The organism is Thalassospira indica (assembly GCF_003403095.1).
GTDB classification, from domain to species: Bacteria; Pseudomonadota; Alphaproteobacteria; order Rhodospirillales; family Thalassospiraceae; genus Thalassospira; species Thalassospira indica.
On record NZ_CP031555.1, the window covers coordinates 4,258,332 to 4,271,506 of the forward strand.

General features: G+C 57.6%; 10 protein-coding genes. 5 read left to right on the forward strand and 5 right to left on the reverse strand.

Going from position 1 to position 13,175, the window contains the following annotated elements; all coding sequences use genetic code 11:
* Positions 1–51: 51 nt before the first annotated feature.
* The 4 genes from DY252_RS19920 to DY252_RS19935 form a co-directional block, all read right to left on the reverse strand.
* Positions 52–1,503 carry an efflux transporter outer membrane subunit gene (locus tag DY252_RS19920; RefSeq protein WP_064788738.1) on the reverse strand — a complete coding sequence of 484 codons (1,452 nt, stop codon included), beginning with the start codon at positions 1,501–1,503 and terminating at the stop codon, positions 52–54.
* A gap of 1 nt (position 1,504) precedes the next feature.
* Positions 1,505–4,696 carry an efflux RND transporter permease subunit gene (locus DY252_RS19925; RefSeq protein ID WP_064788737.1) on the reverse strand — a complete coding sequence of 1,064 codons (3,192 nt, stop codon included), beginning with the start codon at positions 4,694–4,696 and terminating at the stop codon, positions 1,505–1,507.
* Between the two features lie 2 nt (positions 4,697–4,698).
* Positions 4,699–5,865, reverse strand: a complete 1,167-nt coding sequence (locus tag DY252_RS19930) for an efflux RND transporter periplasmic adaptor subunit (protein ID WP_064788736.1) — start codon at positions 5,863–5,865, stop codon at positions 4,699–4,701.
* Between the two features lie 343 nt (positions 5,866–6,208).
* A complete protein-coding gene (locus DY252_RS19935) occupies positions 6,209–8,320 on the reverse strand; it encodes a methyl-accepting chemotaxis protein (protein WP_064788735.1) in 2,112 nt (703 codons plus the stop codon).
* An 88-nt stretch (positions 8,321–8,408) separates the two neighbouring features.
* On the opposite strand from DY252_RS19935, the gene DY252_RS19940 reads away from it, so the two are divergent.
* Positions 8,409–8,621 (forward strand): hypothetical protein, encoded by a 213-nt coding sequence (locus DY252_RS19940; protein ID WP_064788734.1) that lies wholly within the window; start codon positions 8,409–8,411, stop codon positions 8,619–8,621.
* Between the two features lie 69 nt (positions 8,622–8,690).
* Positions 8,691–9,599 (forward strand): AraC family transcriptional regulator, encoded by a 909-nt coding sequence (locus DY252_RS19945; protein WP_064788733.1) that lies wholly within the window; start codon positions 8,691–8,693, stop codon positions 9,597–9,599.
* Between the two features lie 66 nt (positions 9,600–9,665).
* On the opposite strand, the gene speB is transcribed toward DY252_RS19945, so the two are convergent.
* Positions 9,666–10,721: an agmatinase gene (gene speB, locus DY252_RS19950; RefSeq protein ID WP_064788732.1), complete on the reverse strand. Its 1,056-nt coding sequence runs from the start codon at positions 10,719–10,721 to the stop codon at positions 9,666–9,668.
* A gap of 166 nt (positions 10,722–10,887) precedes the next feature.
* Between speB and DY252_RS19955 the strand changes: the two genes are divergently transcribed.
* The 3 genes from DY252_RS19955 to DY252_RS19965 all read left to right on the forward strand — a co-directional run bounded on the left by DY252_RS19955 (position 10,888) and on the right by DY252_RS19965 (position 13,147).
* Positions 10,888–11,796, forward strand: a complete 909-nt coding sequence (locus DY252_RS19955) for a LysR family transcriptional regulator (RefSeq protein ID WP_064788731.1) — start codon at positions 10,888–10,890, stop codon at positions 11,794–11,796.
* A gap of 173 nt (positions 11,797–11,969) precedes the next feature.
* Positions 11,970–12,821 (forward strand): AzlC family ABC transporter permease, encoded by an 852-nt coding sequence (locus DY252_RS19960; protein ID WP_064788855.1) that lies wholly within the window; start codon positions 11,970–11,972, stop codon positions 12,819–12,821.
* Complete coding sequence (locus DY252_RS19965) at positions 12,818–13,147, forward strand: AzlD family protein (RefSeq protein WP_064788730.1); 330 nt, start codon at positions 12,818–12,820, stop codon at positions 13,145–13,147. Before DY252_RS19960 ends, DY252_RS19965 begins: the two co-directional genes overlap by 4 nt.
* Positions 13,148–13,175: the final 28 nt, after the last annotated feature.

Consider the following 13,175-nt stretch of genomic DNA (forward strand, 5'->3'; position numbering starts at 1 on the left):
TCAGGAAACTCAAGCCACAGTTCGCTGATATATGCGTTTTTCCAGCAGCTTCTAGCCGTTCACCAAAGCCACGCCTGCCTCACTGGCATAACGTTCGACGTCTTCGACACTCAAACCCGCCGCGCTATAGAGATTGATGGTTTCAAGCTCAAGATCGGTTTCGGAATCGGCAAGCGATTGCAGCGACGTGGTCAGGCTGCGCTGGGAATCAAGCACGTCAAGAAAATCCGAGAGCCCCTGAACATAGCGCACGCGCGATTGTTCAAAGGCTTCGCGGTGATATTGCACCGATGCGATCAGGGAATCGCGCTGTGCCACCGCGCCGACGTAGCCGTAAATCGCACTTTCAACTTCCTCAATCGCGTTCAGAAGTGTCTGGCGATAGGTGAGGAAGGCTTGTTCTGCCTCTTCCTCGGCAACGGTGATATTGGCCCGACGTTCACCGCCATCATAAAGGGTCGCATCAATCAGCGCCCCGATGGCGGCCATGGCGGTGCGGACAATCGGGCCAGTGCCGTAGCCGGTCACGCCAAGCGCCAATGACCCATCAAGGGACAATTCCGGATAGAGCGTTGCGGTTTCCACCCCGATTTGCGAAGTCGCGGAAATCAGGGCCAGTTCGGCTGCGCGCACGTCCGGGCGACGGCGCAGCAAATCGGCCGGGATGCCGATTGGCGGGCTGCTTTGAAATTCCGGCAGGGGCGATGCATCGAGCAAAAGGTCGCGATGGGTGCCCGGCTGCGCACCAACCAGAATGGAGATCGCATTGATCGAACGATCAATGGTGGTTTGCAGGACCGGGACGGTGGCCTCAAGATCGGCGACCTCGGCCCGGGCACGTGACAGATCGAGCTCGGAGCCAAGACCGGTCTGTAAGCGCACCTGCACGATGTTGCTGGTCTGGCGTTGCAGATCAAGCGAGTCCTGCAAAAGCGCCAAACGCCGCTGTGCCCCGCGCAGTTCAATATAGTTCGTGATGATATCGGCAATCATCGTGCGATAGACATCTTCGCGCAGATAGACCTGCTGCAGGTAATCTGCCTCGGCGACTTCTTCCTCACGCGTCTGACCACCCCAGATATCGGCCGTCCACGAGAAATCGATACCCGCGCCATAACCAATATCTGAAACCTGATCACCACTGGCACGGCTAGACGTCGACCGGCTGGCCGATCCATCCATGGACGCGCCGACCTGCGGCCCATTCGCCCCGGCAACACCGCGTGCGGTTGCCGCCGCCGCACGGATGCGGCTGATCGCGATCTGCAGATCGATATTGTTGTCGACCCCCTCATTAATCAGACCATTTAAAACCGGGTCCGTGGTGCTTTCCCACCAGCGGCCCTGTTGGTTCTGATTGACGGCAATCACCGGGATTTCCGGGGTATAGGCGCCGACCAGATCAAAGCTTGGTGCGGTGTAATCCGGCCCGACAGATTGACATCCGGCCAGCGCAAGCAGAAGGGCAAGTCCCGAAACGGCAGAAATGTGAGGATTATTCATATTATTTCGCACTTCCTTGAAGACCATCACTTCTGGGCTCATTGGCGACATGTGATGCGGCTTCACCATGATCGGGAATGGCTTCTGCGGCGCGCAACTGGCTTTGCAGTTTCTTGCCACCATCGGCACGGGCAGAGACAAGCGGGGCCAGCAGTAAATACAATACCGGAGTCAGGAACAGGGTAAAGACCGTGGCAAAACCAAGACCGCCAAACACCACCCAGCCGATGGCAGCGCGGGCCTCTGCCCCGGCGCCGGAGCCAAGAACAAGTGGCAAGCCGCCCAGAACGGTCGAGATCATGGTCATCATGATCGGCCGCAGACGCACCATGGCCGCATCATGGACGGCTTCACGCACGGACTTACCTGCATCGCGCAGCTGATCGGCAAATTCGACAACCAGAATGCCATTTTTGGCCATCAGCCCGACCAGCATCACCAACCCGATCTGGCTATAGATATTGACCGAAGTTCCACTGAGCGCCAGCGCATAGATCGCCGCCGCCAAACCAAACGGCACGGTCAGCACCACCACAAGCGCGGATGTGAAGCTTTCGAACTGTGCGGCCAGAACCAGAAGGACCACAAGAACCGCAATCAGGAAGGTAATCTGCACATCATTGGCGGTTTCACCAAGCGCTGCCGCATTGCCAAGAAAGAGGATACCAACACCGGGGGGCAGCAACTGATCGCCAACCGTGTTCACATCCTCGACCGCCGCGGCCAGCGTATAGCCCGGTGCCAGATTGGCCGAAATGGTGACAGCGCGTTGCTGGCCTTCGCGTTCAAGTTCGGAGGCAACAGCTTCCTCAGTGAGCGTAATAACGGAAGACAGCGGCAGAACCCGACCGTTGGTGCCCGTGACAAACAGGTTTTCAAGATCCGACGGGTCATTGATGCTGCCAAGCGCACTGCGCAGCTTGATCGGCACATTCTCGTCATCGACATTGATTTCGGTGACTTCATACCCCTCGATCATTGCACGAAGGGTGGTATCAAGTTCCTCGATCGGGATGCCCAGATCAAAGGCGCGCTTGCGGTCAATATTAACCAGAAGCTGTGGCTGGGTGGTTTGATAGGACACCCGAAGGCCCGTGAGGCCAGGGTAGTTTGCCTCAATCTCCTGCTGCATGGCGCGGGCATTTTCAGCCAGCGTACGATAGCTTGTCCCGGTCAGGGCAAATTCAAGCCCCTCGCCCGTGCCACCACGCAGCCCCAGACTGTTGGGCTTCCAGATATAGGCCTGCACACCCGGAAGGGCGTTCAAGTCGCCGCGGATGGAAGCGGTAATTTCCTGTTGTGAGCGCGCACGTTCTTCCCACGGTTTCAGCGGCGCAATCACCAGTGCACGGTTCGGATCCCACAGGCCGACAATGGTGTAGATGTTATAGGCATCGCCCGCCTCGACCACCGGGCGCAGGATATTTTCAACCGCTTCGACCTGACGATCCATATAGTCAATCCCAACGCCATCCGGCCCACGCATGGAAACCAGAATGCGTCCGCGATCCTCGTCAGGCAGGAGTTCCTGCGTGACACTGGTATAGACGCCAATGGCCGTTCCACCCGCAACGATACAAACCATCAGGGTGATCATCGGGCTGCCAAGGGCGGCCTCAAGAATACGGCGATAGATCCCGGCACAGAAGAACCCGAAACGTTCCAGCATATTGGGTGCGTCATCGGTTTTGCCATCGTGGGGATCGATATGTTTAAGCCGTGATGCCAGCATCGGGCACAGCGACAGGGCCACGAAGGATGACACCGCCACCGCAAAGGCCAGAACGAAACCGAATTCGCGGAACAAACGCCCGGCGGTGCTGGGCAGGAAGGATATCGGCACGAAAACCGAAATCAGTGTCAGCGTTGTTGCAATCACGGCAAAGAACACCTGCCGCGAGCCCAACACCGCGGCGGCCATAGAACCCAGCCCCTGATGTCGGCGGCGCTGGATGTTTTCAAGCACGACAATGGCGTCATCGACAATCATGCCGGTTGCGAGAACAAGCGCGAGAAGGGTCAGGATATTGATCGAAAAGCCCATCGCCCAGATCGCTGCCACCGTACCAATCAGGGCGATTGGAATGGTGATGGTCGGGATCAGGGTCGCGGTAAAGGATCTGAGGAACAGATACAGCACTGCTATGACAATGACGATGGCAAGACCGAGACTATAGATCACTTCCCACAGCGCACCTTCGATAAAGACCGCGTCGTCGGAGTTCACGAAAACATCCAGATCATCATATTGATCGTTAAGGCGTTCAACGACATCGCGCACGCCGTTGGAAATCGCAATCGTGTTTGATTGTGCCTGACGGGTGATGGAAAGCCCGATCACGGTGCGACCATTCAGCCGCACATAGGATGATGCATCATCCGGGCCGTAATAGATATCGGCAACATCGCCCATCTGCACACCATCGCGCACCAGCATCTGGTTCAGTCTGTCGACTTCCCAGACGGATGCATCGGCACGGACAAACAATTTCTGATCGGATGATTCAAAACTGCCGGCGGGAATATCAAACTGGGCTGTGCGCAGAAGGTCCGCGACATCCTGAACCGACAGGCCGTAACTTGCCATGCGAAGCGGGTCGATGCGCACATGCAAAACGCGTTCGCGATCCCCGTTGACACCGACCTCGGCCACGCCGGGCACAGACAGCAAGGACGGGCTGATCTGGTCTTCGACGATGTTGGCGAGTTCTTCCTCGGTCAGGCTGTTGCTGACAACCGCAATGCGCATGATCGCACTGGCATCGGCATCGGCCTTGACCACGCGGACGTTTTCCACCCCGTCGGGCAGGCTGCGTTCCGCACGGCTGATGGCTTCGCGGATGTCGCTGGCGGCATCGTTGATTTCAACATCCGGGTAAAATTCGATGCGAATGCGGGCGTTGGCCTCTTCGCTTTGCGAACTGATTTCCTTGATGCCACTGACACGCGATGCCGCACTTTCGATGATCCCGGTGACTTCGGAATCAACCGTTTCCGGCGATGCGCCGTCATAGTCGGCGGTCACGGTGATGGTCGGGCGGTCGACATTGGGCAGTTCGCGAATTTCCACACCCAGCATCGCGGCAAGACCGGCCAGGATGATCAGCATCGACACCACACTGATCAGAACAGGGCGTCGGATACTTAGCGATGCAAGGTCGTTATGATCGTGATTTTCGCTTCCTGTCGTCATGATCAGGACCCCTCGCCAGCGCCTTCGCGGGTGGCAACGCCGCCCGCATCCGACGGCGCATTTTCAGGCGCGGGGTTATCACCGCGAATGGTTGCCGAAACAGTCCGGCCCGGACGCAGACGCAAGACACCCTCGACCACGACCAGATCGCCCTCGGCAATCCCGCCATCCAGAAGGATCCGGCCATTGGTCCGTTTCACAACACGGACGGGAACGCGCGAGACCTTGTCTTCATCGTCGATCCGCCAGACATAGGTGCCTTCATCGCCCCACAGGACCGAGATTTCGGCAACTGCGGGATATTGTTTGCCTTCGATATCGACATAAACCGCAAAGGACATCCCGGCGAGCAGGCGACTATTGGGGTTTGGCACCCGGGCGCGTACGGCAAAGGTGCGGCTTTCGGGATCGATGCGGCTACCAATAGACTCAACCACACCGGTGAATTCTTCGCCCGGCAGGCTCCAGGTTTCAACCCGGACCGACTGGCCGGGACGGACATTGTCAAACCGGGTTTCGGCAACTTCGAAATCGACCAGAATGCTATCGATGTTATCAAGCGTCACGATGGCGGTGGAACTGTCAACACGGTCGCCGGCCTCAACCTGCGGAATGCCGACGATGCCATCAAACGGCGCCAGAATGGTGCGATCGGCCAAATTGACCTCTGCCTGATCAAGGGCGATGCGGGCCTCGGCCAGGGCGGTGCGGGCACTGTCAACTTCGCTTTCGGCAACGGCACCCAGCGGGCGGGCCTTTTCATAGCGGGCAAGAAGTTGTTCGGCATCGCGGGCCTGAACAGCAGCAAGATCGCGGGCAAGGCGTTCGCGATCAGAGTCCAGAATGACAAGAACCTGTCCTTCGGTCACCTTGTCACCGGCGCGTACAAGCACATCTGCAACTTCGCCCGACACGGCTGGATAAATCGAAACACCCAGGGCCGATTTGCCCGTGCCGACCGCTTCGACAACGGTCTTTTCATCCATCAGGCTGGCATATTCGGCAATGACCGGAAGACTGCGTTCGCCGCCACCGCGCTGCCCGGTGCTTGCGGGTTGCGCATCGGGCGCGATTAACGCCGTGATGTCGTCTTTGGCAAAGATATAGGCAGAGGCCGCAACAACAATCAGTGCAACACCTGCGATCAGAAGCGTTGATTTACGCGCCATCACATTGATACTTCCAAGTCGGGCTGACCAAACAACCTTACTGCAAATGACACTGTTCCCGTGCCGGGAAAGTGCCGGTATTTCAATTCAGTACCGAATAGTAGGCTTTATGCTTTTGATGAAATACCGTTGCCCCGAACGATATTGCAACCCGCCAGTGAGAACCACACAAAAAGTGTATCAGAAACGTCGCAGTTTGTATCTTAACTGCTGACAAATCCTGCGTTTTGCGCCGATAGCACTGAGCAAATGCATTAGGCCTGCACACCCTCTATACGGTGCGCAGGCCTTTGTTGTTCAATTTTGAATTTCAGCGGCGAAACCGCGGGCCGGTGCAGGTAAATCAGGCGGCACCACGCTGTTGCGTTTGCGGGAAGACCACCAGATTATCATCATGCCATATGGTGGTTTCTTTGGCGTTGTCGTCAGCGGCATCTGCGTCTTCGTTGCCAGCGGCAGAGGCCACCGCACGGTCAAGGGATGCTGTGAGCTCGGTCACATTTCGATCAACCTCGTCGGCACGACGATTAAGATCAAGGCTGAGCTTGCGGGTAACTTCGATGTCTTCGGATACGGCACCGATGGCGGTCGCAACATTGCGCACCGCATCGCCGGCAAGGGCGATGGCACCGGTAATTTCCTCGGTCTCGCGGCGTTGATGTTCAACATCGCCTGCGACCTCTTCGGAAATCGACATCATCGACCGCACCGTGACCCCGACATCCTCCATGGAGGCAACACACCGATCGGTAACAGCGCCCATGGCGTTGACATGTTCGGTGATCTGTTCGGTCGCGCGTTCGGTCTGGCTGGCAAGGTTTTTGACCTCTGCCGCGACAACGGCAAAGCCCTTGCCGGCGTCACCGGCGCGGGCGGCCTCGATGGTGGCATTAAGGGCCAGCATGTTGGTCTGTCCGGCAATGCCGCGGATCAAGTCAACAATCTGTTCGATGCTGGTGGCGACTTCGCGCAGATCATCGACGGCCTTTGCCGATTCCTCGGTCGAGCCGACGGCACTTTGCGCGATTTCACGTTGATGTTCGACGCGGTTGGCGATCGAGACGATGGCCTCGCGCAGACGGTTGGCAGCATCGCCGATGGCATTGGAATGCAACTGGCTGTCGTGTGCGGCACTGGTTGCGGTTTCGGTTTGACCGGTGACGCGTTCGGCGGCAGCGGCGACTTCGACCACGGCTTCGCGCATGCGGGTCACCTGATGATTGACTGATTTGACAAGACCGGTGGTCTCGCCCTCAATCGTTTCGGCCATCGCGCCAAGCGATGCACGACGTTTTTCTTCCTCGATGCGCTGAAGGGTGATGCGCTCCTCGGCCATTTTTTCGATCTTGAGCGCGTTTTCGCGGAAGATCGCCACGGTGCGTGACATCGCCCCGAATTCATCGCGGCGCTTGATATCGGCAAGCGCGATATCGGTGTCGTTTTCACTCAGCCGGGTCATGTCACCATTCACCCGACGCAGCGGACGCAGGATGCTCATCGCGATGCCAAGCGCAAGGACGACGGCAATCAGAACCCCGATGGCGGCAACCACGATGTTGGTAAGGGCCGAGTTTTCCGACTGATTATGGGCGGCCTCGACCAAGGCGGTTTGATTGGTCATGGCGTCTGTTCGGATATTCTGGGTGATGGTCTGGACTTCACGGACGGCCGATTTGAAGTCATCCATTGATTGACGGAACCCGGCGATGGAGGCTTCGAGCTGGTTCGCGCCCTGTTTGAGCAAGTCATTGTCGCGGATCGCGTAGGAGAACAGCTTTTTCTCGTTCCGGGTCAGGCCATCAAAGGACGCTTTGATTTCTTCCTGAAGATCGGTCAGGGCCGAGGTCTGCGTGCGGGCGGCATCAAGTGAGTCCGCGGTACGCAGGATCGGGAATTGCAGGGAATTGACGATGGCCGCCAAGTTGGCCGCGCCAAGTTTATCTGCGTATTTCTCGGCGATCACCGGATCGCGTTTGGCGATGAAATCTTCAAGCTGGCTTGCGGATTTGCCAAGCTGATTGGCGCCAAGCAGCATGGTTTCCGATGCCGCCGACAGGTTTTCCGCCCGCAGCACAAGCGGCTCCAGCGTTGCGATGTAATCAGCACTGAGGCTTTCAAGCGCATCTGCGCGATCGCTATCGCCGTTTTGACGCAGCTGGGTGACAAGGGTGGCACCGCTTTGCTCGGCTGCCTCGCGCATGGTGGTGATGCCTTCGCGGTCAAGCGGATCAACCGTCTGGGCAAATAACAGGACCTGATTGGAAAGACGCTCCAAGCGCAGTGCATAGTCATTGGCAAGCCCGACCAGACCGGTGCTTTTGGCAATGCGGTCTGCATGCGCGCCAAAGCCCAGAAGGTAGGTTGATGACAAGGCAGACAGGCCAACCAGCAGAACAACCAGAACAAAGAAACCGGCAAAGATGCGCGATCCGATACGAATGCGATCAAGAAACATGGGACATCCAAACAGCAAAATTTACGTTTGGCGCGATTCATACATGTGTGCAGGGCGCGGTTTTGTAACAGTTGGATGAAACCCGCATTTGTCGATCAAAGAAGGTGCCGGATGGTCATTTGCGCTGCGCAAAACAACATTCTGGCCACCCGAAAATGTTCATATGAACATCGCATTATACAATTGGACGAAGGTCATTATCCGTTTCGAAGGGTTTCAAACCGGCAGATTTCCCAAAATCGACCGCGACTCGACCATCCACCGCAAGGTTGCGAAGGCCTCCGGCGATCTTTTGGAATGATGCCAAGTAAAATGTCACGATGACAATATTGTACAAGCTGGCACCCGGCCTTGGCGTTATAATGGCGTCATGAACAGTGCTGCGCGACAGAACACGGCAGCCCAGCGTCGCCAGACGTCATCGCGACCGGCGACCGGCCGCCCCCGCGAGATTGCCCGCCACTGGCGGGCAGCCGATGGCATCGATATGTTCGAAGCCGATTACAAGAACTTCTCTTTCCCCAAGCACAGCCACGACTATTACGCCTTTGGCACTGTCCTAAACGGGGCGGAGCGGTTTACCACCCGCGGGACAAATTATGTCGCCGCGCGGGGGCAGCTTTTGATGATGAACCCGATGCAGGTGCATGATGGCAGCCCGGCATCCGATGATGGCTATCAATACCAGATCATGTTCATCGACCCGAAGGTGTTTGGCGATCTGGTGACGGAGCTTTCGCCCAAAAACAGCGGCCTGCCGTTTTTCGGCTCCTGTGTCGTCAACGACCCGGAATTGCATTTGCAACTGCAAGACCTGCACCGCCTATTTCGCCCGAATGACGATGGCAGCAACGTCAGCAACAGCTTGTTGGAGCGTGACAGTCAGCTTCTTTACAGCGCCGCCCGCCTTGCACTGCGCCATGCCGATGCCCCGCCCTATCTCTATCAGCCGGGCTCAGAGGACAAACGTGTCCGGGCGGTGATTGACTATATGGCAGCACATCTGGATGCCAATATATCGCTTGATGATCTTGCGATGATTACCGGGCTCAGCCGGTTTCATTTATTGCGCGTGTTTCGGGCGGCAACCGGGCTTCCGCCGCATACCTATTTCAACCACATGCGGTTGCGGCGCGCCAAGCGGTTGCTGTTTGACGGGGCGAGCATTGCCGATGCGGCCGCCGCCACCGGCTTTGCTGATCAAAGCCATCTGAACCGCCATTTCAAGGCCATGTGGGGCGTCAGCCCCGGCGCGTTTATCGCAAGTCTTGATCCCTAAACCGGCAAAAAATCGACATCGCCTGCCCATCATGCGGTTAGCTTGGGCAGGCGACATCAGTTGTATTTACGCGCCAGCGCCGCGGCGCTTCATCGCATCGACCACCAGACACAGTTCTTCAAACAGGACCTGTGCCGCGATATGGGCGGTGTTGGTGGTGGTATCATATTGCGGGGCGACTTCAACAACGTCGGCACCGACGAAATCAAGGCCCTTGAGCCCGCGTAAAATCGCCAACGCCTCGCGCGAGGTAAGGCCACCGACCTCTGGCGTGCCGGTGCCCGGTGCGAAGGACGGATCGAGGCAATCAACATCAAAGGACAGATAAACCGGGCCGTCGCCAACCACCTCGCGGGCCTTGGCGATCACGGCATCAATGCCCATTTTCGGCACTTCTTCGGCGTGGATCACGGTCATGCCGCTGTCATAGGAAAATTCCCAAACATATTCCGATGCGCCGCGAATACCGATCTGGATGGTGCGTTCGGGATCAAGAACGCCATCCATCACGGCCTCGCGGAACGGGCCGCCATGATGGAAGCGCGAACCGTCATAGGCCCCGCAGGTATCGCAATGGGCATCAAGATGGATCATGCCAACCGGGCGATCCTTGCCCACCGCCTTCTGGATCGAGTAGCTGATCGAATGATCGCCACCGACCGCAATCGGAATGACGCCAGCCCCGACAATCTTGCTGAAATAGGCCTCGATATCTTCGTGGCAGCTTTCGAGCGAATAGCGGCTTCTGAACGGCACATCGCCAATATCGGCAATGCGGGCCATGGCACCGGGCACCATGCGAAGGACATGTTCATACGGCCCGATGCGTTCGATATTGCGCACCGCGCGCGGGCCAAGACGGGCACCGGCACGGTTACTCACCCCAAGATCCATCGGCACGCCAACGAGTGCGACGTCGAGGTCTGCAAAATTTTCTCGCTCGGCATCAGCGAAAAACGGCGCATCAAGGAAAGTCGGAACGCCAGCAAACGGCCATTTGCGCCCGCCACTTTCGGAAAACTGCGATGCCGCCACTTCGCGGAAATGCGGATCAAAGATGTCGGCCCCTTTGGCGTTGCCATATTTTTCGCGCAGTTTTGCAAGCTTGTCGTCTGTGAACATGGGACCTCCTGAAGTGGCACATCGGTTCGATACGGTATCAATCGATGGCCCGATTTTTCTGTTGGCCCGATCAGATCAAATTGCCATGCCCGGAAAAATCACGTATTTCTGAACTTTACTTTGGCAATCCTCAAAGTAATGACTACTTACCCATGGATCCCGCCCGATGATCACGGAACAGGCCGATCTCAAGCTTTTGCGCATCTTCCTGACCATTGTCGAGGCCGGGGGATTTGCCGCGGCGCAAAGTGATCTCAATCTGTCACTTTCAACAATTTCAAGCTATGTCACCGCCCTTGAGACGCGGCTGGGATTCACGCTTTGCAAACGCGGGCGGGGTGGCTTTGCCCTGACACGCGAAGGCCAGGTTGTGTTTGAAGAAGCCCACCGGCTTTTCAAATCAGTCGGGCAGTATGAAACCAAGATGCGGGCCCTGCGTGACAAACTGAGCGGTACACTAACCATCGGGCTGACCGATAACACGATCACCGATCCGGGGGCGCGGCGGATTGAAAAGACCATTGCGCGGTTTATGGAACGCGCGCCGGATGTGACGCTGAATGTCGTGACCTATCCGCCCAATGATTTGCTGCGTGAAGTGGTGACCGACAATATCCAGATCGGGATTTGCAGCTTTCCAAAGACCGTGCTGGGTCTGCGCTATATCCCGCTTTATGACGAAATCCACCGTTTCTATTGCGGGTCGGATCATCCGCTTTTTGACCGTAAGGATGCGGAAATCGATATCGATGAAATCCGGCGTTATCGCCTGATCGGGCGCAAATCCTGGCTGGGTCGCGATTTGAAAGAATTCGCCATCGCCCGCCCGCATGCCACGGTTACGGACATGGAGGCCGAAGCACGCCTGATCCTGTCTGGCGCCTTTCTGGGCTATCTGCCCGAACATTACGCCAGGCAGTTTGTCGAGGCCGGGCGCATGCGCAGGGTCCTGCCAGATCGGTTGAAGGTCAAAGTCACCTTTCAGGCAAGCCTTGATGACAGCAAGCAACCCGATCCGATCACCAAGCTGTTCCTTGACATGCTGATCGCCGATTTTGCCACCGAACGGGCCTGAGCCACAGGCCCAAAACCGGCAGCAACAACCGATAGCAATATCGTCCAATACCGCCTATTTGATATCGGGCAGTATGGCGCCTGAACTAATGGCTCCTCGCCCACCCGTTTACGCCCATGAAAGTGCCGGTCGCCAAAACGAACCGGCACCAACAACCACAGGAAACGTCGGAAATGTCACGCCCCGGACAGACCGAAAATCAGACCGAGAACCAGATCCAAAACCAGCCCCAGCCCCAGATCGGGCATTTCGACGCGGACACCATCCGGCGCGGTGCCCTTGCCTGCCTGCCGCTTTTGCCCAGCACCATCATCTTTGGTGCGGTACTTGGTGTGTTGGCCGCACAGCGCGGCTTGTCACTTGGCGAGCTTCTGTTCATGAGCCTGGCTGTATTTGCCGGATCAGCGCAGTTCGTGTCGGTCGATCTTTGGCGCGAAACCATTCCGAGTGCGACCATCATCATCGCAACGGCGGTGATTAATATGCGCTATATCCTGATCGGGGCGTCACTGCGCCCGGTGTTTCGCGGTCGTCCGCTGTGGGTCAAGGTGACCGGCATGCATATGGTCGCCGATGAAAACTGGGCCGTGTCGATGACGCAAAAGGATTTGGCCAATCCGGGCTTTTTGCTGGGCGGCGGGATTTTCCTGGGCGTGGTCTGGGCGACCGGCAATACGGTGGGTTACCTTCTGGGCGGGGGCATTCCCGACCCGGAGGTTTATGCGCTTGATTTCGCCTTCACCGCCGTCTTTGCCGCGCTGACCATTGGCATGTGGAAGGGCAAGGTTGACCTTTTACCATGGATCGCCGCCGCGATCGGATCCGTCATTGGCCATTACACCCTGCCCGGCACCTGGTCGATCCTGGCCGGTGCGGGTGCGGGAGTCCTTGTCGCCGCCCTGACCTGGCGCGAAGACATGGATGATGACAGCCTTGAGGCTGAATTTGCCGTTGAAGGCCGGGATGCCTATGGCGCGCCGGAGGGCATTGTCGAAGCCACACCCGTCACGGAGACAGGAAAATGACCCAATTCCCCGATCTGACAAGTTTCAGCGGAGATGCCGTTCTGACCATCCTTGGCATGGCGGCGGTGACCTATGGCATGCGACTGGGCGGGCTTTTGATGGCGGACCGTTTGCCGCAACATGGCCGCTGGGCGCATGTGCTGGAACGCCTGCCCGGTGCGGTTTTGATTTCCGTCTGGGTACCAAGTGCGCTTTCGGCGGGTGCCATCGGCATTGCCGGGGCGGCAGCCACCGTGATTACCATGGCGCTTGCGCGCAACCTGTTTGCCGCCATGGCGGTGGGCATGGTTCTGGTTGGTGTCGGCCGATATTTTATCGGCAACTAGACAACCGCCGAAGACCCGCAAAGAAAAA

Coding starts and splice junctions, on each gene's coding strand:
- DY252_RS19930 (WP_064788736.1), bottom strand. CDS start 5,865: ATGGCGCGTAAATCAACGCTTCTGATCGCAGGTGTTGCACTGATTGTT.
- DY252_RS19935 (WP_064788735.1), bottom strand. CDS start 8,320: ATGTTTCTTGATCGCATTCGTATCGGATCGCGCATCTTTGCCGGTTTC.
- speB (WP_064788732.1), bottom strand. CDS start 10,721: ATGTTCACAGACGACAAGCTTGCAAAACTGCGCGAAAAATATGGCAAC.
- DY252_RS19925 (WP_064788737.1), bottom strand. CDS start 4,696: ATGACGACAGGAAGCGAAAATCACGATCATAACGACCTTGCATCGCTA.
- DY252_RS19945 (WP_064788733.1), top strand. CDS start 8,691: ATGAACAGTGCTGCGCGACAGAACACGGCAGCCCAGCGTCGCCAGACG.
- DY252_RS19965 (WP_064788730.1), top strand. CDS start 12,818: ATGACCCAATTCCCCGATCTGACAAGTTTCAGCGGAGATGCCGTTCTG.
- DY252_RS19960 (WP_064788855.1), top strand. CDS start 11,970: ATGTCACGCCCCGGACAGACCGAAAATCAGACCGAGAACCAGATCCAA.
- DY252_RS19955 (WP_064788731.1), top strand. CDS start 10,888: ATGATCACGGAACAGGCCGATCTCAAGCTTTTGCGCATCTTCCTGACC.
- DY252_RS19920 (WP_064788738.1), bottom strand. CDS start 1,503: ATGAATAATCCTCACATTTCTGCCGTTTCGGGACTTGCCCTTCTGCTT.